Annotated in this window: 8 protein-coding genes, 1 tRNA gene and 4 pseudogenes; 8 read left to right on the forward strand and 5 right to left on the reverse strand. The window is 69.8% G+C overall.

Features of this window, described 5'->3' with window-relative positions; all coding sequences use genetic code 11:
- Positions 1 to 28: 28 nt before the first annotated feature.
- Positions 29 to 115, reverse strand: a tRNA-Met gene (locus AB0J10_RS28400).
- Positions 116 to 662: 547 nt separating this feature from the next.
- Between AB0J10_RS28400 and AB0J10_RS28405 the strand changes: the two genes are divergently transcribed.
- Both AB0J10_RS28405 and AB0J10_RS28410 read left to right on the forward strand, forming a co-directional pair.
- Positions 663 to 1,376: a hypothetical protein gene (locus AB0J10_RS28405; RefSeq protein WP_363065366.1), complete on the forward strand. Its 714-nt coding sequence runs from the start codon at positions 663 to 665 to the stop codon at positions 1,374 to 1,376.
- 82 nt (positions 1,377 to 1,458) lie between these two features.
- Positions 1,459 to 1,653: pseudogene (locus tag AB0J10_RS28410) on the forward strand (hypothetical protein); the annotation flags it as partial.
- A gap of 42 nt (positions 1,654 to 1,695) precedes the next feature.
- On the opposite strand, the gene AB0J10_RS28415 reads toward AB0J10_RS28410, so the two are convergent.
- On the reverse strand, positions 1,696 to 4,539 hold the full coding sequence (locus AB0J10_RS28415) for an AAA family ATPase (protein WP_363065368.1): 2,844 nt from the start codon (positions 4,537 to 4,539) through the stop codon (positions 1,696 to 1,698).
- A 315-nt stretch (positions 4,540 to 4,854) separates the two neighbouring features.
- On the opposite strand from AB0J10_RS28415, the gene AB0J10_RS28420 reads away from it, so the two are divergent.
- The 5 genes and pseudogenes from AB0J10_RS28420 to AB0J10_RS28440 all read left to right on the forward strand — a co-directional run.
- Positions 4,855 to 5,883, forward strand: coding sequence for a WD40 repeat domain-containing protein (locus AB0J10_RS28420; protein WP_363065370.1), 1,029 nt, complete (start codon positions 4,855 to 4,857; stop codon positions 5,881 to 5,883).
- A 78-nt stretch (positions 5,884 to 5,961) separates the two neighbouring features.
- Positions 5,962 to 6,108 carry a hypothetical protein gene (locus AB0J10_RS28425; protein ID WP_363065372.1) on the forward strand — a complete coding sequence of 49 codons (147 nt, stop codon included), beginning with the start codon at positions 5,962 to 5,964 and terminating at the stop codon, positions 6,106 to 6,108.
- A 31-nt stretch (positions 6,109 to 6,139) separates the two neighbouring features.
- Positions 6,140 to 6,889 (forward strand): tetratricopeptide repeat protein, encoded by a 750-nt coding sequence (locus tag AB0J10_RS28430; protein WP_363065374.1) that lies wholly within the window; start codon positions 6,140 to 6,142, stop codon positions 6,887 to 6,889.
- 742 nt (positions 6,890 to 7,631) lie between these two features.
- Positions 7,632 to 7,803: pseudogene (locus tag AB0J10_RS28435) on the forward strand (FtsW/RodA/SpoVE family cell cycle protein); the annotation flags it as partial.
- Positions 7,804 to 7,925: 122 nt separating this feature from the next.
- Positions 7,926 to 8,144, forward strand: a pseudogene (locus AB0J10_RS28440) (penicillin-binding protein 2); the annotation flags it as partial.
- A 454-nt stretch (positions 8,145 to 8,598) separates the two neighbouring features.
- Here the strand turns inward: AB0J10_RS28440 and AB0J10_RS28445 are convergent.
- Both AB0J10_RS28445 and AB0J10_RS28450 read right to left on the reverse strand, forming a co-directional pair.
- On the reverse strand, positions 8,599 to 8,913 hold the full coding sequence (locus AB0J10_RS28445) for a hypothetical protein (protein WP_134403998.1): 315 nt from the start codon (positions 8,911 to 8,913) through the stop codon (positions 8,599 to 8,601).
- A gap of 129 nt (positions 8,914 to 9,042) precedes the next feature.
- Positions 9,043 to 17,124 carry a ricin-type beta-trefoil lectin domain protein gene (locus AB0J10_RS28450; RefSeq protein ID WP_363065462.1) on the reverse strand — a complete coding sequence of 2,694 codons (8,082 nt, stop codon included), beginning with the start codon at positions 17,122 to 17,124 and terminating at the stop codon, positions 9,043 to 9,045.
- A gap of 897 nt (positions 17,125 to 18,021) precedes the next feature.
- On the opposite strand from AB0J10_RS28450, the gene AB0J10_RS28455 reads away from it, so the two are divergent.
- Positions 18,022 to 20,937: a DNRLRE domain-containing protein gene (locus AB0J10_RS28455; protein ID WP_363065464.1), complete on the forward strand. Its 2,916-nt coding sequence runs from the start codon at positions 18,022 to 18,024 to the stop codon at positions 20,935 to 20,937.
- 185 nt (positions 20,938 to 21,122) lie between these two features.
- Here AB0J10_RS28455 and AB0J10_RS28460 read toward each other — a convergent pair.
- Positions 21,123 to 21,272: pseudogene (locus tag AB0J10_RS28460) on the reverse strand (aminobenzoate oxygenase); the annotation flags it as partial.
- Positions 21,273 to 21,698 lie beyond the last annotated feature (426 nt).

Below are 21,698 nucleotides of genomic sequence, written 5' to 3' on the forward strand. Positions count from 1 at the left end.
AGATGGTTTCTTCAGACGTAGTGCGCAGTGGGGCGGGCGGGTGGGACTCGAACCCACGGCCGACGGATCATGAGTCCTTTGAGGATCATCCGCGATCTTCTTGATCCCACCCTGCGTCTCTCGTTTCCGCAGGTCAAAGCCGTGTTGCCATACGCCTGAGCCCCATGTCCCTCCCGGTCGTTCCGTGCCCTTCCGGTCCCTCGCGGGTCCCTGGGCACCGTAAGGGTCCCCGGGAGTTCCTTTGCCGGGCCTCTGGGTGCCTTGAGGCATGCCCCTGCGACCGTTCTGACGTCAGACCCCGAAGACCTGATCATGCTGTGCGGCCCCGGCCTCCGCGTCATCAAGATCTGACGCAGTGCGATGCCGGGCCGGCTGCGACCTCCGACTCCCTACTGATCGGCACAGTTCTGCCCCGTTCATCCGGGCGCGGCCACGCGGAGCCACCCGGAGATACGACGGGGCGCCACCGATGGTCCAGATGTCCAGGATGTCCTGCGCCGCTACCGGCTCGGTGATGGAGCCGGGACGGTCCCCCCTGCGGATCTTGCGTATCGAAGGTACGTGATCCTACGGACGTCCCACGAGCCGGTTCCTGACAGCGTTGGCGTCAGCGGCCTCGGATGTATCAGACGTGGCCACCGGCCTGGAAAGAGGATCACTTCATGTCAACGCGCGATCGCCTTCTTGCTGGTCTCGGGGCAGCCGCCCTCGCGCTGACCCTCGGCGCATGCGGTTCGGGGGCGGACACGGAGGACAGCGCCAGGGGCTCGTCGGCCGCGGCGGGAGCCACGGGCGACTCCGCGTCACAGGACTCAAAGAACTGCCCCGACAAGCACTCGGCAACGGTCGAGGACACCGAGTTCGGCGGTACGGCGGAGATCGAACTCTGTGCGCTTCCCGAGATCCACAAGACGGCTGTGGAGGCCGACTGGACACCCGTCCACGAAGGACCGACCGAGGCCACCCCGATCATGAACATCATGCCGGTCGTCTGCGACGGCGATGACGACGCCAGTTGCAAGGAGATCAGGGTCGGCGCGAACGACACCTGCGGAGGCACGCCCCTCAAGCCGAACTGTCACCCGCTGCGCGGCGACAAGGTGTCCGTGGTGTGCTCCGGCAAGGACAGGGCGGGAAATCCGATCCGCTGGTACGGCGTGCTACTCGACAGCAAGAGGGTGGTGGCCGAGGGAACGAGCCATGACACCGGCCTCGCCGGTGACTTCACCGACAAGGGTGACAAGCCCATCGGCTACATCGCCGAGAAGGATCTGGCCAAGGTCTCGGCCGACCTGCCCGCCTGCGACGGCACCATGCTGCACGGCAACGGAGCCCGTGCGCGAGCCCTGATGGAGGGCCTGCCCCTCGAAGACTGACCGCCCGGCAGTCTCGCAACTCCGCCCTGGCACGGATACGTCCGTGCCCCGTCCGCCGCACACCGCCGGGGGTTCGCATGCGCTGCAGTTCCGCAAGAAGGGCAGCAGCACCACCTACACCACCTACACCACGCTCAAGACGGTGAAGAGCGGCGCCGGCGAAGCCGTGACGGCCACGACCACCGCGACCTCCGACGGCTACTACCGCTTGGTGTTCGCGGGCAACGACGCCACCGCCGCCGTCAGCGCGACCGGTGACTGCGTCGACGTCCAGTAGCCACTGCCGACCGCACCCCCCCGGCCCGAAAGGGGGCGTGGCTCACCCGCTGAACGGGCGCCCGGGCGCCCGTCCCGCCATCAGACCGACCAGTGCGGCCCGCGACGAGACTCCCGTCTTGCGGTAGATCCGGGAGATGTGGGTCTCGACCGTGCGGCGGCTCAGGCAGAGCCGGTCGGCTATCGCCGGGCTGGTGAGGCCCTCGGCGACGAGGTCGGCGATCTCCCTTTCGCGGGCGGTGAGTTCGGCGAGCCGCCGCTCGGGGGCGTCGGTGGCTTCGGCCACCGCGGGGCGGACCAGCTCGGCCAGGCCGGTCAGCATCCGGCAGTCCCCGGCTGCGGCGATCCGCTGGGCCCGTTGCCAGGCGTCCTGCCCGCGCCGCGGACCGTCCGGGTCCGCCGCCGGCAGGGGGGCGCCGAGGAGCAGGGAGTACGCCTCCCAGAAGGCTGCCCCGCTGCGGGCGCTCTCCTCGGCCGCCTGGGCGAACAGGTCCGCCGCCGCTCGGCTGTCACCGAGGCTGAGGTGCACGTGCGCCATACTGCGCATGGCGGAGGCGCGTTGCACGGGCAGGTCGAGCCGCTCGGCCTCGTCCCGGGCCCGCCGGGCCCACTCCCCGACCGCCTCCGTGTCGCCGCCGGCGACGGCGGCGGTCACCAGGATCTCCAGGAACAGCGGGCGCATGGAGGGCTGCAGCCTCCGCAGGCCGGGACCGCCGGCCCGCAGGACCGCGTCCCGTGCCCGGGCCGGGTCGCCGGCGATGAGCGCCGCATGGCCGAGCATGCACCAGGCTATGGAGGCCCACCAGTTGACGCCCACGCCCGCCGCGGCCACCGCCTCCTCGGCCGTGGCTAGGGGCAGCGGATCGCCGGGCGGGCAAGCGTCTATGAGGGCATTGGCCTTGGTGGCGAGGACGAAGGCGAGCAGTTCGTCGCTGCCTATGCCCCGGGCGATGTCCTCGGCCTCGTCCGCCAGTTCCACCGCGGAGGCGAGCCGGCAGGTCTGGATCCGTACGTGCGCCTTGCACAGCAGCAAGTGGGGCAGGAGATAGAGCTGGCCGGTACGGCGTGCGATGGCCAGACCGCGGTCGGCGTGCCGCTCGGCGTCGGCGAAGCGGTCCAGGAACGCCTCGGCCCAGCCCAGTCGGGCCAGCGGTTCGCACAGGCCGTTCAGGTCGCCGTCCGGCAGCGAGTCCACCAATGCCGCCGCCTGCCGGGCGAGGCTGTCGGCCGCGGCCGTCTCCCCCTCGTACGCCTCCCCCAGCGCGGCGACGGCCAGCGCGCCCGCCACGCCCGTCTCGTCCCCGAGGGAGCGGGCCACCTCCAGGGTGCGCGCAACCTCGGAGCGCACGGTCGGGTACGACGTGTCGTGCGGGGCGGAGGAGCCCAGTTCGATGCCCAGGGCGACATGGTCGGCGGGCGAGGGGGGCGGATCGCTGTGCAGTTCGCGGCGGAGCAGGGCCACCGCCTCCGAGTAACGCCCCAGGTGACGCTCCATGACCGCGCACAGCACGACGGCGGACGCCCGCGACCCCGTCCCGTCGCCCGGGTCGGGCATGGTGATCACCTGGTGCAACAGGTCGCGACTTCCACTGAGTTGCCCGCAGGCACCCAGCGCCCGGGCCCGCCGCAACATCAACTCGCGGCGTCGGGCGGCGTGTTCCGGTGTGTGCGGAAGACGCCGGAGCACCACCTCCAGCCAGTGCGCGCAGCTCGCGGGCGCCGTGTGGGCGGCCTGCTCGGCCGCCTCGGTCAGCACGGCCGCCGTCTGCGGGTCCCAGCCGGACAGCGACCGCTCGGCGTGGTGCGCCCGCTCGGCCAGCGGGGCGCCGACCCGGGCGAGTTCGGCGGCGGCAAGCCGGTGGGTCTCCGTGCGCAGCCAGGGGTCGGTGCCGTCGTGGACGAGGCTGCGCAGCACGGGGTGCCGCAGCGCGAGCCGCCCGTGCTGGCCGGTGCGCAGCAGGTCGCGGCGGGTCAGCTCCGCCAGGTCGGCGGCCAGGTCGGCCTGCTCGCGGCCGGTCACCGGACCGAGCAGGGCGGGCGTGGCGTGGTCGCCCAGCACGGCCGCCACGTCGACGAGCCGACGCTGCGCGGGCGTCAGCGGCGTCAGCTCGTCGAGCAGCACCGCGCCGAGCCCGGTCGTGGACAGCCGGCTGACCGACGCACCCTCGCGGTGCGCCTGGAGCAGGGCCAGGAGATACAGCGGGTTGCCCTGGCTGGCCGCGAAGAGCCGTACGACCGCGTCGCGGGCCAGGCCGGGGGTGACCAACTCGGCGCACTCCCGCTCGCCGAGCGGCCCGAGGACCATCCGCCGTACCGCACCGGTGCCGGCGCCGCGGGTGAGGGTCACGGCGAGCGGGGCGGGGCTCTGCCGGTCGCGGCGAGCGACGACCAGCAGGACGCGGGCGCGCACGGGATGCCGTACGAGATGGTCGAGGAGTTCCAGGGACGCGGCGTCCGCCCAGTGCATGTCGTCGACCACCACGACCAGCGGGGACGCGGCGGCGTGGGTCAGCAGGGCGGCGGTGGCCCGGTGCAGGCCGAAGCGGTCCGCGCGGCGCGGGGTGCCGCTGATCACCGGGGCGACCTCGGCGGCGGCCGGAAAGGACTCCACCACCCCGGGGTCGAGGTCGGCGAAGGCGTCGGTGAACGGCTGGAACGGGATGTGGCGTTCGTACTCCGTCGCCCGGCCGCGCAGCACCGCCGCCCCGCGCCGCGCCGCACGCAGGCACAGCTCGTGGACCAGCCGGCTCTTGCCGATGCCCGCCTCACCGCTGACGTCCAGCACCGCCGTGCGGCCGCCCTTGTCCCCCACCAGGTCCGCCAACAGCCGGTCGAGCCGCCCGAGTTCCGCCTCTCTGCCGATCAGCGGTATCTGTTCCGTCGTCATGCCCTCATGTCCCCCCGCAACAGGTGGTGCCCCCGCACATCCTGTAGTACGCCATCGGCAACCTGCGAAGTTCGTGTCCACGATCACGCCCCGCCGACGACGAGCCGCCGTACCCGCGCGGACGGCCCCGGTTGCCGAGGGCAGGACAACGCTCGTCCGGCGGAAGTGACGAGTGCGGAGATTACGTAACCGAACTACGTAACACCACGGTCCTCACGGTCCGTTGCGCCCGAGAGGATCAAGTCCCAGGCGAATACGGCCGTTGCGGGCCGTTGCGGTGCCCGGAAGGCGCCGGGCACTCCAATTGGAGGGCAGATGCTGATCGTCGGTGTGATGGCGGGGATCGTCCTGCTGATCGGCGTGTGGGTGGTCCGGCGACGGACGGGGGGCAGGTTCCGGTACCGGCCGATGTTCGAGGCGGCCTGCGAGGTCACGGTCGGCGGCCGGAGACTCGTGGCGTACTCCGGGCACCGCAAGGTGATCCGGCTCGGGGATCCGGCCGCCCGCGAGGACGTGGCGGTCCTTGTGAGCTCTCGCACCTGGGTCCGTGCACTGTGCGAGGTCCGCGTGGACGGTACGCCCCTGCTGGCAACCGGTGGCCGGGACGGGGTCGTACGACTCTGGAACCTGGAGGACCGTGGCGAGCTGGTGGCCTCCTTCACCGGTCACCGCGGCTGGGTGTTCGCGCTGTGCACCGTGCGGGTCTCCGGACGTGAACTGCTGGCCTCGGCAGGCCGTGACCACACCGTACGCCTGTGGGACCCGCGTGACGGCCGGCTGGTGCGCGCGTTCGACACCGGTCGCGGCAAGGGGTGGATCTTCGCCCTGTGCCAGGTACGGACGGGCGGCCGGACGCTCATCGCGGCCGGACACGGCAACGGCACGGTGCTCGTGTGGAACCCCGAGTCCACGCAGGCGGACCTGGAGTTGACCGGGCACAAGGGGTTCGTGTGGACCCTGTGCGAGGTCTCCGACGGCGACCGCACACTGCTCGCCACCGCCGGCCGGGACGGGGTGGTGCGGCTGTGGGACCTGGAGGCGCCCCAGGAGGCACGGGCGCTCACGGCCGGCGCCGGGCCCGTGTACGCCCTGTGCCAGGCGGACGCCGGGGACCGCACGGTCCTCGTCGCCGGCGGGGACGGCCCGGGCACCGCGGTCTGGGACCCCTTCACGGGCGAGCGCGTCGGCGACCTGGGCATGGACCTCGCCGGCCTGATCAGCGGCCACGGCTGGGTGCGCGCCGTGTGCCAGGTCCGGCCGCCCGAGGGCCCGCCGCTGATCGTCACCGTGGGGTACGACGACGGGGCGCGGGTGTGGGACGTGGCCAAGGAGACCGGTACGTGAGCGCCTCGGCCCTTGGGCTGGCTTCGGCGGGCCCCCGCTCGCGTGAACCCTCCCGGAACAAGCGGGAGGCGGACATGAATGGAACACTGCCGCCGGCTGTCGGCGCACCCGGCCGAGCAGGCCCTCGGCCCCGAGCTGCAGGAGCGGCTGGGGCTGAGCGACAGGAACCCGAGATGGGACCGGGAGGCCAGGGAGACGTGGGTGGACAGCGGCGGCGCCTCCTGATGTCGCGTCAGGCAGGCGGAGAGGAGCGGGGATGACAACGACAGACCGGATGAAGCGCCCACGGCACACACCGCGTACCTGGCTGGTCAAGCGGCGGTTCCGGCACTGGCAGCGGCCGAAGTCGCTGGCGGGGCCGAAGGCGGAGCAGTACCTCGACCTCCTGGTCCGAACGCTGGGTGCCGGGCACCCGGACACCTTGCGGGCTCGGGAGCAGCTGGCGTTCTGGCTGTCCAGGGAAGGCGACCCGGCCGGCGCGCTGCGGCTCACCGAGGTGGGAGTGGCCGACCGTACGACGGAGTTCGGGCCGGACCACCCCGACACCCTGTCCGCACGCGGTTCTGTGGTCCGGCAACGCCGGGCCGCCGGGGACCTGCCAGGGGCGATCGCCGACGCGCAAGTCCTCGTCGAGGACATGACCCGGGCGCTCGGACCCGACCATCGCGATACCCACGAGCAGCGGCGGCTTCTCGCCTACTCCCTGAGCGCGAACGGCGAGACGGCCGAGGCGGTCCGGCGGCTGACCGCCCTGTTCGCTGACGTGGAGGCCCTGGGTCCGACGCGGCAGAGCGACCTGCGGATCGTGCGGACCTCCCTGGCCAGAGAGCTGGAGCGCAACGGCGACCTTACGGGCGCCCTGGCCCTCGTGGAGGGGGAGATCGCCGCCGAACGGTCGACCATCTATGGCATCGACGAGAACCTTGGTCAGCACCCACTCCACCGCCTGGAGGACTGGCGCGACCGGCTCGCCGCCGAGGTGCGCCGGAAACGACAGCGGCCATGACCGGCGAGGCGTCAGAGTCGTCGCCGGCCGGCTGCTGGGCTTCGCCGGATTCAACGCCGGCGGCCCGTTGCCCGTTCGCCGCCATCGCCACGGCGGCCCACGGACCGCGCGCGACGGCGCACCCCGACCCGAGCGCCGGGCCCCAGCCATACCCACTCGGCGACCAGCAACCGAATTCACCTGGCCACCGCGATCAGGCCAGCTCAGCCATCCCAAGCGTAGGGTCGAGGGCTGGCGCGGTTGCGGAGTACCGCCCCGTTTCCAGCCCCGCCGCATCGAGTGAAATAGGATCTTTCGATGAGCAACTGCGGCTGCGTGCATCCACGGATGCAGGACGGGCTGTCACAATCCGCCCGCCCCCTACCTCGGCATCCCTCAGAGGCCCCTGCACGACCTAGGCGCCGCCGTCGCAGCCGCACGACTCTCGGGCCTGATCGCTGGCCAGCGTCCCGCCCTGGCATCTTCCCAGCACCAGCGTGGCGGCCATCGTGGAAGCGAACGCAGCGCGGTGAACAGCACTGGGCAGCGGCCAGCCAGATCACGAGGCCGACCACTAGGCGAGACGACGCGTTGCCAGCCACGGTCGGCACCAAGCGGCACGACCCGACTGGTGGGTGCGGTCAGCCGAGGACGTAGGTTTCGTCACCGAAGTCAGCGACGATCTTGAGCGGTCCGTGGCCGAGGACGATCCACTCGGGGTCGAGGTCCAGGATCCGTGCGCAGGCGGCGGCGACGCGCTCCCAGGATCTGGATCCGGATCGGCGGGCTTTCCTTACCAGCCGGGCGAGTTCGCCAAGACCCTGCTCGCCGTCTTCTTCGCCGCCTATCTCGCCGCCAACCGCAACGCGCTCGCCTGCACCGATCGCAAGATCTGGCGGCTGCAGTTCCCCACCGGCCGCGTGCTCGGGCCGATCGCGGCGGGTCATCGTGGCGCTGCTCGTCCGGGTCTCCGACTCGGCCCGCGCCCCGCGCCCGGACATGGCCGACACCGGGGTCATCGCCCCGATCGTGGAGGACGCGAGATGAGAGGCCCGACATGATCCAGTACATCCGGCGGGCCGCCGCGCTCTGCCTCGTCCTGCTCATCGCGCTGCTCGTCGACGCGGCGCGGGTGATGGTCCTGGAGGCGGACGAGCTGGACGACAGTCCGGCCAACCGCCGGATCGCCATCACGCGCTGGGGCCAGCCTCGCGGCGAGATCGTGGTGGACGGCCGTCCGGTCACCGGCTCCCTAGACAGTGGACAGCAGCCGCGCTGAGAACGCACATACACGAAGGGGCCGTTGTACGCACCGGTGACCGGCTACGCCTCGGCGGCCGCGGCCCGGCGGTCGAAGACAGCACCGGCACCAACGCGGCCATCCCCGGCTCCCGCATCGCCGGCAAGACGGGCACCGCCCAGCACGGCCTCGGCAACACGGGCACCCCTACGCCTGGTTCATCGCCTGGGCCCAGGCCCCGGACTCGGCCCAGCCGGCGGTCGCGGTGGCCGTCGTGTCGAGGACGCGGGGGCCGACCGCACGGACATCAGCGGCGGTGGGGACGCGGCACCGATCGCCCGGGCGGTGATGGAGGAGGCACTGCGCCTGGAGGCGGAGGCACGGGGGCGGTGAGCTGGGGCGCCTGCTGAGGCCTCTTCCCGGGAACGAGCCATGAAAAGGCGGAACGCCCGGCCGAGGAAACCCGGCCGGGCGTTTCGAGCCCGTGGTGTCAGGCGAGCTGGAAGTCGCTTCGAATGACGCCGTATTGGGTGGGCTCCACCCAGCACGTGAAGTGGCATCCGGGCAGTTCGGAAATATCGATTCGAAGGTTTCCGGCGACATCGGAGGCACCGGACTGGAACCTCCGACCGGGGTTCTCGGTCTCCTGGTAATGGACAGTGGCTCCGCGCACCTCCACGACGACGTACGAGATGCGCCCTCCCTTTCGGGCGGGCTTGCCGTCCTCGTGCTGCTGATGGGCCTCGTGGGCATCCATCGGCTGACCGCAGATCCCACAGCGCTCATCTTCTCGCAAGATGTCCATGGGGGAATGGTACCTCCACATGGCAAAGCTCCTGCCGGCGCAGTCCGAGAGATGACTGTTCCGACAGGAGCTTTACTCATTGATCACATCCAGGTGAATTCGGCAATAGACCGCTGGATTCGGTGCGACCTACCCGGAGGTGGAGAAGATGTTCATTCCACCATTTCCGTCCGGCCACAGGTACTCGAACGTCGCACCCCTATCCTCCCCGGACAACCTCATCTGTGCCTGGCAGGGCCCACACGGCGGCTTGGTGCCGGTGATCCTCACCCGACCGCCCTCAGGAACGGGACTGGCCATGAAGAACGGGTCGTCCTGAATGACCGTGTCGCCGATCATGGGCGCACCGCCGGCGGCGCGTGCCGCCCGGTTCTCCGTGTGGACCGCCTGACGTGCGCGTCCCACACCGATGGAGGCCTCTTCCGCCGTGGTGGCGCCGCTCCGGAGGGAGTACGAGTCGATCATCGTGCCCTCGGCGTCGAAGACCTCCACGTCGGCGTAGTGCGTGTTCGCGGTGACCGGACCACAGACCTGCGGAAGGTTGGCGTTGTGGACCAGGACCGGAGTGGCACCCGCCAGCACGTAGTACGTGTGCAGTTCGGAGACCGTGAGGTTGTGGACCGTGGCGTCCTGCGCGGTCCAGCGCCGGATCGCGGCGATCTGGACGTAGGTGCCCGCGCTGGTCTGGAGCCACTCGCCGGACTCGAGGTCGGTGGCGTCGACCCACTCGCCGAGTTCGGGGACCCAGAAGGGGTGCCCGGCCGTCGCCGTGATCTGGGCCGTCTTGGAGCCGCTCTTGCCGTCGAGGTCGATCGTGACCTTGACCAGGTGCTTAAGGCCCTCGCCCTTGATCTCGGCGGTGACCGTCTGGACGACGCTCTCACCGGTCTCGGGATCGGTCGCGATGACCTTGTCGCCGGCCTTCACCTTCTCGATCGGCTTGGTGGAACCGTCGGCCATCAGCACCTTCGTGCCGGGCGCGAAGCTGTTGACCGGGCAGGCACCGCCGCCGCCACCGCCGCCGCCGTCGGCCTTGCCGGAGCCGCCGCCGCCGCTGCTACCGCCGCTGCTGCGGGCGGAGCCACCGGACTTGCCGCCACCGCCGCCGGAGCTCTTGCCACCGCCGGAACTCTTGCCGCCGCCGCCCTTGCTCGCGCTCGAGTGCGAGGAGGCCTTCGGTGCGGCCTTGGCCTGGGACTGCTTCTGGACGGCGTTACCCGTCTTCCGCTTCGCGGCGGCCGCTTCGTCGGCCTTTCTCTTGGCGGCCTCGGCCGCCTTCTTCTTGGCCCGTTGCGCGGCCTCCTTCTTCGCCTTCTCGATGGCGAGTTTCTTGGCCCTGAGCGCGGCTGCCTCGGCGGCCTTGGCGGCCTTCAGCACCGCCTCGGCCGCCTTCTTGGCTGCCTTGAAGGCCTGGATGGCCTCGATGGTGCGGTTGATCGCCTTCAGAACCGACGGAATCTTGCCCAGCTTCGTCCACGGAATGGCGTCCAGGATGATGCTGCCGCACGACCACATGTCACCGCCGAAGCAGGCCATGGCGTCGTTGATGCCGATGAAGTCCTTCAGCGTCTCCCAGGCGATCGACAGGATCACCGAGGTCAGCGACTTGCCCATGGTGGCCTGTGCCTGGGCGACCTGCGCCGCGGACAGACCCGCGCCGGCGAGGGCCGCGGCCTTCTCCGAGGCGGTCAGGGTGATCGCGAGTCCGGTCGGGTCGGAGTACGAGACCGGGTTGTTCTGCGCGTACGCGTACCCGTTGGACTGCAGCGGGTCGTTCAGGTCGAGCACCGGGTCGGCGGACAGGAAGCGTCCGACCGTCGGGTCGTACAGACGGGCGCCCAGCGGCTGGAAGCCGGAGGCGTCGTCCCGCGTCTTGCCAAGGAACCCCTTGTGGTTCTGCATGGTGGTAGCGAGCGTGCCGCGCTCGTTGCCGAAGGGGTCCTGCTTGCGGATGCGCACCGTCTGACCGCCGGAGAGAGCGACCTCCGTGTACGCGCTGCCCTGGTGGTCCGTGGTCTGGGCGACCAGGGTCTCCGAACCGGTGCCGTTGGCGTAGCGCATGACCGCGCCGCCCGGGGTCCCGTAGGTGCGCTGGGTGTTGACCAGGACGCCGCCCCGCTGGACGGTCACCTCGGCCTCACCCAGGTGGAGTGTCGCCTGATTGCCCTTGATGGTGAGCAGGCGGGTGTTGCTGGGGCCGTAAATGTGACGAGTGTCGTTCTGCGGCAGCCACTGCTGGGCGGCCTGCGTCGCGTCACACGTGGCGAGCACGATCGGCGTCGAGTTGACGTTCGCCGCGCCCTTGACCGCAAGGCACAGGCCGGAGGCGAGGTGGGTGAGCTGCCCGGAGGCGTTGCGCCTCAGCTTCTGGGCGGTCTCCTGCGCCGCGGTGGCACCGCACTTCTGAATCTGCACCGCCGACCCCGCCGTGTCGGCCGTGGGCTGAAGGCACCAAATCCCGTGGATCGACAGCGTGCCCTCGTCCGGGTTGGTCTGCACCGTCGGCGTCGCGCCCGGAGTGGGGGTGAACTTGAAGTTCTGCGCCACCGAGGCGTTGCAGGCGTACAGCTGGATCGGCTGGGACGCCGCGGCGTCACCCGACTTCAGGTCCAGGCACTTCTGGCCGAGACCCACGTAGGGGGTCTTGCCGCTGGTGCCCGCACCGGTGATCCGGTCGACCTGGCCGTCGTAGGTCCAGGTCAGCTCCTGCTTGTCGCCGCTCCCGACCGACGTGATCGTCCTGGTCTCACCGGTCAGCTCGTACAGACGCGTGGCCTCGGCCGAGATCTGGGCCCCTGCGGGGGTCTTGTAGGTCTTCGACACCTTGGTCAGCGTGTGCGGCTGGTCCTTGGCGGCGTTCTTGCCGTACGCGTACGTGGTGACCGCGTTCTTGTTGGTGTCGCCGCTGAGGTCGTTCTCGATCAGCTGCGTGCGGTTGCCGAGCAGGTCGTACTCGTACTCCTGCCAGTAGCCGGAGTTGTCCGCGCCCGCGGCGACCCGGAGGGTACCGTCGGCGTTCTTGTTGAGCGTGCCGTCCGGGTTCCTCGGGTTGACGCAGGTGTCCTGGTCCTTGGAGGTCCAGGCCGACTTCAGCTGGCCCAGCGGGTCGTAGACGAAGCACTGGCGCTCCGCGATCCCGGTGGACTTCTCCTGGATGGAGGTGACGTTGCCGGCCGGGTCGTAGCCGTACGCCCGGTTCGAGACGAGGTTGCCGGGGACGACGGTCCGGTCGGCGGTGGTGTCGTTGGGGCCGCCCTTCTCGCGGTAGACCGAGTTCTCCGTGAGCTCACCGGTGGACTCGTCGAAGGAGTTCTGCGTCCACACCCGGTACGGAAGGGAACCGAGGGTGGAGCGCATGACCTGGCCGTACGGGGAGTAGACCGTCTCCGAGCCGTACCAGTCCTTGCCGGAGATCGTGACCGGCTTGCCGTCCTTGTTGTAGCGGACGACCAGCTTCTCGGAGGCGAACCTGCCCACCGCCGGAAGGGTGGTCTCGTCCAGCATGCCGTGGTCGTTGTACGTGTAGTCGTACCTGTAGTCCTTGTTCAGACCCCAGGTGCTCACGATGGACGGCGGCAGGGACAGCGTGGTCGAGGTCGGCTGGTAGTCCTTCGTGTAGCCATTGACCGTCTGCGTGTACGCCTCGTCGTCGGTGTAGCGGGTGGCGGTGGCGGGCATGCCCTTGCCGCCCGGGACCGTGTCGTACGTGAACGAGGACAGCGGCTTGCCAGCGGCGCTGTTCTCACGTACCTCCGTCGGCCGCGACAACTCGTCGTAGCCGTTCCAGACCTTGCCGCGGGCGTTCAGGATCGTCTCGACCCGGCCGAAGGCGTCGTAGGTCGTGGTGGACGTGCCCGCGTCGGGGTCGGTCGCCGTCTCCACCTGGCCGTTGTGGTTGTACGTCCACGACCACGGGTGCGTCGGGTCGGCCGAGGCGATCGCCTTCGCGAGGGAGCCGTGCGCGTCGTACTCGTAGCGCGTCGACGTGTAGCGCTCCTTGGCGCCCGTCGGCGTGGTGTACTCGGGCGCCGCCGGATTGAAGGTGTCCGTACGGACGGTGCGGCCGGTCGCGTCGGTCCAGACGCGGTAGGCCGAGTCGCCCTGCGGCTGGATGACCTTCGACCAGTCCGGGCCGTACTCGTAGCGGACGGCCTTCTCCGGGACCTCCTGCGAGATGGCCTCGGTCGTGCCCGTGAGCTTGACCTTGAGGACCGGCATCTCCTCGAGCACGCGGCCGAGACCGTCGTACTTGTAACGGGTGATGTTCGGGACGGTGGTGTCCGCCTGCGGGGTGAACAGGTCGCCGCTCGGGGCGTCCTGGTTCAGGTAGGCGTTGTTGGTCTGGTAGATCTCACCGGCGCGGTTGTACAGCGTGTCGGTGATCAGACGGCCGCCGCCGTCCGCCTGCTCCTGGGACTGGCGCTCCCGGCCCAGACCGTCGTAGATCGTGACGGACTTCTCGACCCGGTCCTCGTAACCACGCGTGTAGGTGGTGACGTACGGAGGCTTGCGGACCTTGCCGCCGTTGGGGTCGTTCGGGTCGGGCTCCTCCTGCGGGATCGTGTACTCGGCCCTGAAGTCCGGCACGGCGCCCGCGGCCGGGGTGCGCCCCGGGGCCCAGGCCTCGGCCAGACGGCCCAGCGGGTCGTACACGGCCTCGCTGACGAGGTCGTTGACGTCGGTCGTCTTCACGGTGACCGAGCGGCCCGGCTCCAGCTCCTGTACCTGGCTGTGACCGAGCAGGTTGGTCGTCGTGACCTTGAAGACCTGGCCCGTGGCCGGTCCGATGGGTTGGTAGCTGATCGTGGAGAACTTCGGAGTCAGCTTGGTCAGCTGCTCCGTCGGGGTCTCCTTGACCATGCGGCCGACGGCGTCGAACTCCTTGACGCCGGTGGTCTGGAAGTCGGTACCGGCGTTGTTGAGCGTCCACGACTGGGTGGCCAGACCCCGGGTCGACGCGCCGAGCGCGTCGCCGTAATTGGTGCCGTCGTAGGCGGTGCGGGTGGCGCTGCTCAGCGAACCGACGTTCGCCCAGACGGCGTTCGCACACGTCGTCGGTGACACCAGGACCTGCTTCGACAGACCAATCAGGTTCTTGTCCGTGCGGTGCAGGTACTCGAGCTTGGTGCAGGACTCGTCGCCGGTCTTGGTGGGATCGGCGTCACCGAGGGACTCCACCAGGGTCGGCAGACCATACGTCGACTCGTACGTCGTGTGGCTCTTGACCGTCCGCAGCGTGCGCGTGTCGTCACCCGTTCCCGAGGACTTCGTGTACGCGATCTCCTCGGGCTCCGTGACCCGCCAGGCCTTCAGCGGCTTGAGCCCGTCGCCGAGGTCGCGGCTGGCGAGCTCGGTCGCCTCGGGGATGGTGATGCTGCGGGTCAGCCAGTTGGTGTCCGCGTCCGTCGCGTTGGAGTAGGAGAGCTCCTCGGCGATGCGGCCGGCGAAGGCGTCACGGTCGTACACGGGCTGGCCGTTGTACGTGATCGTGTTGCCGTGGACGTCCTTCATGGGGACGGTGTCGCCCATGCCGCGGTAGAAGCGGGTGACGGCCTTGGTCTTCGGGCCGTCGACGCCGGGGATCTCCTCGGCGGGGCTGGTGCCCTCACCGCTGTCGGCCGTGGCCTTGCGCTCGCCCGTGGTGACCGTGGTCTGCTCGAAGCCGGCGAACTGCGAGTAGGTCCGGGTGGACTTCTTCGTGAACTCGGCCTCGGCTAGCTTCCAGCCGGCGTTCTTGTAGTCGTACCCGGTCAGCGTCGAGTACGAGCCGTCGACGTTCGGCAGCTCCTCGATCGTGTCGACGACGTACTTGTTGAACCAGTCGATGTCCTCGATCTCGGCGTCCGGGTGCCAGAACACCGGGTAGCAGAGACGGGTGTTGGACTTCAGCGCGGCGGTCTCGGTCTTGCCCGGCAGGTTCGTGCTGTCCTGGCACGCGGTCTCGCGGGGCTTGTAGGTGACGATCGTCTCGCCGCCGTACTCGTTGACGACACGCGCGATGCGCAGACGCGAGAAGCCGGGTCGCGGATCCGTCGCGGCGCTGCCGCGGTAGACGCGGTTGGGCATGTCGTCGGAGTTCGACTCGAACCGCACCGCGTTCAGCTTCACCGAGGCGTCGGTGGAACCTTTGCGGGCGTAGCCGGTGCGCTGGATCGACTCCAGCCAGAGCGCGGTGTTGGCGCCGGTCTTCAGGACCGGGAAGCTCTGCTTGAGCTGGTACTCGTCGACGACCTGGCGCGCGGTGGTGTCGGTACGACGCTGCGCCGAGGTGGTGATCTTGTCCAGGCGCTTGCGGGTCCAGAACGTCGGGCCGGCGTTCCAGCACTTGCGGGTGTACGTCGAGGTGACGGCCTTGCAGTTCAGGTCGGCCGGGGTGTCGTACCAGATGCGGTACTTGCCCGGGTCCTTGTCCGTGAACTCCGCTTCCGAGCAGGTCAGACCGGCCTCGGGGTAGCAGCGCTCGGCGACGGTGAAGCCGACGCGGGCCGGGGCCGTCGCGGAGAAGATCGATTCCTTGCGCTGGCCGTAGTAGATGTGCGACAGGTAGCCGCCGCGGTGGTACTTGACCGGGCCCTTGAAGTAGAAGTTCTTCGCGTAGTAGTTCTCCTCGCGCTCCCAGAAGAGGGACATGGCGTTGCCGTGGATGTCCTCGACGTAGTCGAGGTTCCACCGCCAGGCCTGGAGGCAGGAGGAGCTCTTCCAGTTGGTGGTCCCCGCGCCCGCGTAGCAGGGCTCCCCCGAGTGGTTGCCGTACACCGGCACCGAGAGGACGGAGTCGGTGTACGGGTCGTCGGTGGCGGTGCCGTTGTCCGACCAGCCCGGGAGCTTGTTCAGACCGAAGTGGTAGCGGGTGCCGTCCCTGGTCGTGACGACCCAGTACTCGCCGTCCGCGTCCTTCAGCACGCCCGAACGCGGGTCCTTGGACGTGTCCTTGAGCCGCTCGATCTTCGAGCCGTCACCGTTGGCGGTGAACCACTGGCCGACGGGCTTCCCGTCGGTGCCGAGCGGGCCCTTGTCCTTGTCCCAGACCAGCTCGGTGGTCATGCCGCCCAGTGAGAGGGTGGCGTTCTCCGAGCCCCAGCACAGGTCGGCGGTCTTGTGGTCGGTGTTGTTCGCCCCGGCCCGCTTGGAGTCCTGGCGGCAGTTGTTGTACGACCGGGTGATCGAGCCCGCGTTGTAGTCCCAGCCGTCGCCGATCCAGGAGGCCTGGTTGTTCGACGCCGAGGTGCGGCCGTCGACCGTCTGCGAGTTGTACGACAGGGCGACCTTCGGCATCAGACCGCCGGCGGTCTCCGGGACCTGCACCTGGTACGAGTAGGTGAAGGCACCGTTCGACGAACCCGCCGCCCAGGAGCCGGAGGACAGCAGCGGCGAGGCGGTGAAGTCACCGGACGCCGAGGAGCCGGTGTCCATCGCGCCGACGACCTGGCGGCCCGAGGCGCCCACGTTCGACGAGAAGGCGGCCTTGCGCGCGGAGGCGCCCGAGGCCGTCGACGGGGCGTCCTCGTCCGGCAGCAGGTTCGCGACCGGAACCGTGCCGGAGAGGATCTGGCGGGTCGCGGCGTTCTTGGTCTTGCCGGACGTCGCCTTCAGCTTGGTCTTGGCCGCCGGCACCTCCTTGACGGTGCTGCGCAGCCGCTCGACCTCGACGTCCGGCTCGTCCCCGGCCGACATGGTCTGGACACCCGTGTCCGGCGCACAGTCGCCGGTCTCCGGGGAGTCGATGACGCAGCTGGGCAGCAGGACGAGACCGAAGCGCTCGGCGGCAAGCTGACCGTAGCGGTCCTCGAAGGCGGTCGTGTCGACGTCGACGAGCACCTGCGCCGTCGGGTCCGCCGTCACCGGCGGCACGATCTCCATGATCACGCCGGGCACGCCGGTGTCCTCGGACGTGGTCGTCGCCTTGACGGCGACCTGCCAGTCACCGGCGATGGTCGCCGGGTCCTGACCCACTGGCACACCGACGCCGACCGGCAGGAGCGCCTGGGTGGTCGTGTTCTTGACCTGGACCGTGGTGCCCGGCGTGGCTGTCGACGGGTTCGCCTGGCCGGCATCCGCCGCCCAGGGGTCCGTGGCGACCGGTGCGTAGGCCGTGATCGGGTTCTCCGGCGCCGTGCTCAGCGTCTTCGGAGCCTGCGCGTTGTCGGCGAGCGTGGTGCTCGGCGGAATGTCGGGGAGGTCGACCTCAGAGGTCGTCTCCTCACGGGACATCCCGTCGCCGGGCACCGCCAGGGCCTGCGAGCCCAGACTCGTCACCGTCAATATCGATGACAACAGAAGGACGGTCGCCGTGCGGCTTCGCCGACGGCGCCGTCGTTGTGACTCCGTCATGGCCAGGCGTCCCCGCCCCAGCCATGACAGTGGACCTGAAGCACGCATGCGCGTCGACTCCCACCCAGACGAACAAGACAACGGAGGTGCGGAAACACCAAAGAGCACGCGTCTGCATCAGGCGCGTGCGTGCGCACTCTCTGTCATGAGCGCCACATGCTTCAAGATCGGGACAGGGGCGCGGACCGTCGTTCTCATGAGTTGCCTCACGCGATATAACCGCACAGATCAGCGGATCAGATGATCTCTCAGATCAAGCGGCGGCATTCCCTTCATCCATGCCATAACAGGTGATCAAAAGCCGCAGATACAACGCTGGTGACTGAGCATCAGACACTCGCCCACTCCGCATAACATGTTTACAACACTCTTACATGTAGACGGATCATGTTGATCGTGTGATCGTGTGCGCGCCTTGTGTCCCGCGGCCTGCCGTCCGGGGCTGCCTGTGCTGTCCTGTCCGCCTGGTCCACACGGGAGTAGACCGCCGTGCCCGCGCCGCCTCGTTTCCTCAGCCCATTCGTGCGCACACGCACCAGGCTGAGTCTCACTCTCGGCCTCGTCCTGGCCGCACTCACCACAGCCCTGCTGCCCTGGTGGCAGCCCGATGTCCCGCCAACCGCGCAAGGGAGCGGGACGGCCGACGCGAGACCGGCGAAGGTCGGCCCGCGCGACGAGGCCGCCGCAGCAGCGGAAGCCCGGCGTACCCGTAAGAAGGTGCTCGTCGACACGGCGACCACCGCGAACCAGCTCATCTGGGCACTGCCGAACGGCAAGATGCGCACCCAGATCGACGCCCAGCCGCAGCGTGCGAAGAACGCCCAGGGCAAGTGGGCGCCGATCGACACCACGCTGCGCCGGACGAAGGGTGCCGGTTCGCTGAGCATCCGTCCGGTGAACGCGGTCGTGCCGGTGCGCTTCGCCGGCGGTACCCGGTCCGCGGACCGCGCCGACCGTTCGTACGTCCGCGCCCCGCTGGCCGGCGAGACCGTCCTCGCCGAGGTCGACCTGAACGGCCACACCGTCGCGTACACCTGGCCGGGCACCCTGCACGAGCCGGTGCTCGACGGCCCGCGCGCCCTCTACCCCGAGGTGTTCCCGGGTGTCGACCTGCTGCTGGTCGTGCGCGCCGAGGGCGGCTTCGGCCAGCTCCTCATCGTCAAGGACGAGCAGGCCGCGCAGAACAAGGACCTCGCGACCGTCTCGTACGGGCTGCGCTCGAAGACGGCCGTGTTCCGGCAGGACACGAAGGCCAACCGGATCCAGGTCCTCGGCAAGGACGGCAAGGAGGCCGGCAGCATCCCGACCCCGTTCGCCTGGGACTCGGCCGGCCGCGACCCCGAGCTGCCCCCGGGCACGCCGCAGCGCACCTCCGTGGCCACCACAGCCGACGTGCTGAAGCTGTCGGGCCTGACGGGCATCGAGCCGGGCGCGAAGTCCGCCCAGCTCCCCATCGTCCTCGAGGGTGACGGCACCGGCTCCGCGACGCTGAACCTGGACGTCGCGGCCACGGGCCTGCTCACCGACAAGGACACGAAGTTCCCGGTCTTCATCGACCCGCCGCTCAACAGCGACTGGCTCGCCTGGACCGTGGCGTACAAGAAGTACCCGAACTCCAGCTTCTGGAACGGTACGAACTTCTCCTCCGGCACCTCCGACGCCCGCGTGGGCTACGAGAGCGACACCGGCGGTCTGGCCCGCTCCTTCTGGCGGATGAGGTTCTCCACCAGCTACGAGGGCGCCAAGTTCGACTGGGCCACGTTCAAGATCGTGAACAACCACTCCTGGTCCTGCACCGCCCGTCAGATGGAGTTCTGGCTGACGGGCGGCATCTCCTCGGGTACGACGTGGAACGCGCAGCCGAGCTGGTCGAGGGTGCTGCACAAGAAGTCCTTCGCGCACGGCTGGTCCTCGTCCTGCCCGGACGCGTGGGAGTCGTTCACCGTGACCTCGGCGGCCCAGGAGGCCGCGGACAAGGGCTGGTCGAACATCACCCTCGGCATGCGGGCCACGTCCGAGACCGACACCCAGACCTGGCGCAAGTTCGCCGCGACCGGTGCCCGGATCGAAGGCGAGTTCAACCGCCCGCCGAACCAGCCGACCTCCGGCACGTCCTCGCCGGGCGGTGCGTGCGTGCCGGGCCCGACCGCCAGCACGCTGATCGGCCGTACGACCATCACGCTGAAGGCCAAGGGCTCCGACCCGGACGGCGCTCCGCCGAAGCTGCGCTTCCGATTCTGGAAGGACGGCAGCACCACCAAGAAGGAGTATGTCGCCACCCCGACCTCCACGGGCTACGGCCAGATGGTCATCGAGGCCACCGATCCGCTGCTGACGGGCCTCACGGCGAACACGCTGTTCAAGTGGGACGTACGGTCCGAGGACTCGACGTACCCGAACGCGGGCTCCACCTCGTCCTACTTCCCGAACGGCAGCGAGCCGTGCCAGATCACCGTCGACCCGATCGCCCCGCCGCAACCGGACATCACCAGCACGGTGTTCACCGAGGCCACCGACGACGGCAAGACGTGGGCGACGGTGAACTTCGGCAAGCCCGGTGACTTCACCTTCACCGCCGCCGGCGCCTCCAAGTTCCGGTACGCCTTCGAGGGCAACGGCTACGTCGACGCGCCGACCCCGGTCAACGGCAAGGTCACCCTCACGAACGTCACCCCGCCACACGCGGGACCGGTGACGATCAACGTCTACGCCTACGACGTCAACGGCAACCAGAGCCTTCGCGGCGACTACACGTTCTACCTGCCCCCGCGTGACACCGCCGACGGACCGATGGACACGGGTGGCGACAACATCCCCGACCTGCTCGTCCTCTACGCGGACGGCAGGCTGCGGAACTGCGCCGGCGCCCCCGCCGACCCGACCGTCCCAGGCACCGGCGGTGAGCTCTACACCTGCCTGTCCGGCTCGTATGTCACCGCCGGCAAGAAGGTCGACCCGGTGAACCACTGGATCAACACCGCGGGCACGCCGTCGCTGATCGCGCACTACAACGACGTCTACCCGGGCGACGGGGCGACCGACCTGTTCGCCGTCACCCCGGACAAGCAGTTCTGGCTCTACCCGGGCGACGGCTACGGCACCTTCAACGTCGACCAGCGCATGAAGATCCGGCTGCCGTCCAACGCCCCGGCCCCGTCCACGTGGACGCAGATGAAGGCGATCGGCGACATCACGGGTGACAAGCACCCGGACATCGCCCTGCGCGCGGGCACCGCGTTCTGGATCCTCTCCGGCTACACCGGCGGCACCTTCCAGTCCGCCACGCTCATGGAGGGCACCGCCTGGGCCACCACCGATCGCGACATCGTCAACATCGCGGACATGAACAAGGACAACACGCCCGACCTGCTGTGGCGGAACGTGTCCAACGGCAACATGTACGTCCGCCACGGCAAGCCCGGCGCGGTCGCCGGCAGCGTGGACCTCGAGTCGATCAAGCTGGCGGCCAACTCGGTCAACGGCGACGTCCGGTTCGGCACGAACTGGACCGCGACCAACATCACGGCCGTGATCGGTATCCCGGACGTCAACAAGGACGGCGTCCCGGACATGTGGGCCCGCGAAGGCGCCACCGGCGCCATGAAGCTGTACAACCCGTCCACCACCGACACCAACGCCCCGGTCAAGACGGTCCTGTCCACCGACTGGAGCACTGTCAAGGCGTTCGGCTGATCCCGGCCGCCCGCTGACGACACCGAGCCCCCGGCGCCACTCGGCGCCGGGGGCTCACCCCATTTCACGTACGGCCACGAGACCGCGCTCCGGCTACGAGACGGCCCCGCCCTCCGCGATCGCCTCCGCCACCTCCGCCACGCGCTCCTGCTCCTCGACGGCGAACCGCTCCCGGTCCAGCGCCTCCGCGCCTTGTCGGTGAGCTTGGCCCAGTGCTTCGTGCCGTACAGGCTCATCGCCTCGTCGGGGGTGCCGAGCGGGTCGTACGGGCCGACCTCCAGGCCCCAGTCGATCCGGGTGGCGCCGTCCCACTGCTTGTCCTGGCCCTTCCGGTAGAAGGTGGCTCTCCGACGCCGACGTCGTCGCGCACGCCGCGTGCACACCCCGCCGCCCGCCCGGCGACTTCGTCAGGGCCACGGCGGAGCGGCCGGCGCCGGGGCTCGACCTGCTCCTGCAGCCCTCGGACGTCGCCGAGATGATGCTGCAGGCCGCGCCCGGCAGTTCTTCGCCGAACGGCACCGCGCCCACGCCACCGCCCTGGGCGAGAATCGTCCGGGAGGGGGCAACAGGAGGGCCGGCGACTCGGGGCCACCGGCGCACCGTCATCGTCTTCGACCGCCGCTACGCCGTCCCGGGGGCACAGGACAGCGACACTCTGCTCTGCTCGACGTCCTGCGCAAGGTCTGGGACGAGACCCGCCCGTCCGTGCCGACACTCGACGCAGACGGCGCGAGCTGCGGCCCGGACGGCCGCGCAACCCC

It is taken from the genome of Streptomyces sp. NPDC049887 (genome assembly GCF_040656535.1).
Classification (GTDB): Bacteria; Actinomycetota; Actinomycetes; order Streptomycetales; family Streptomycetaceae; genus Streptomyces.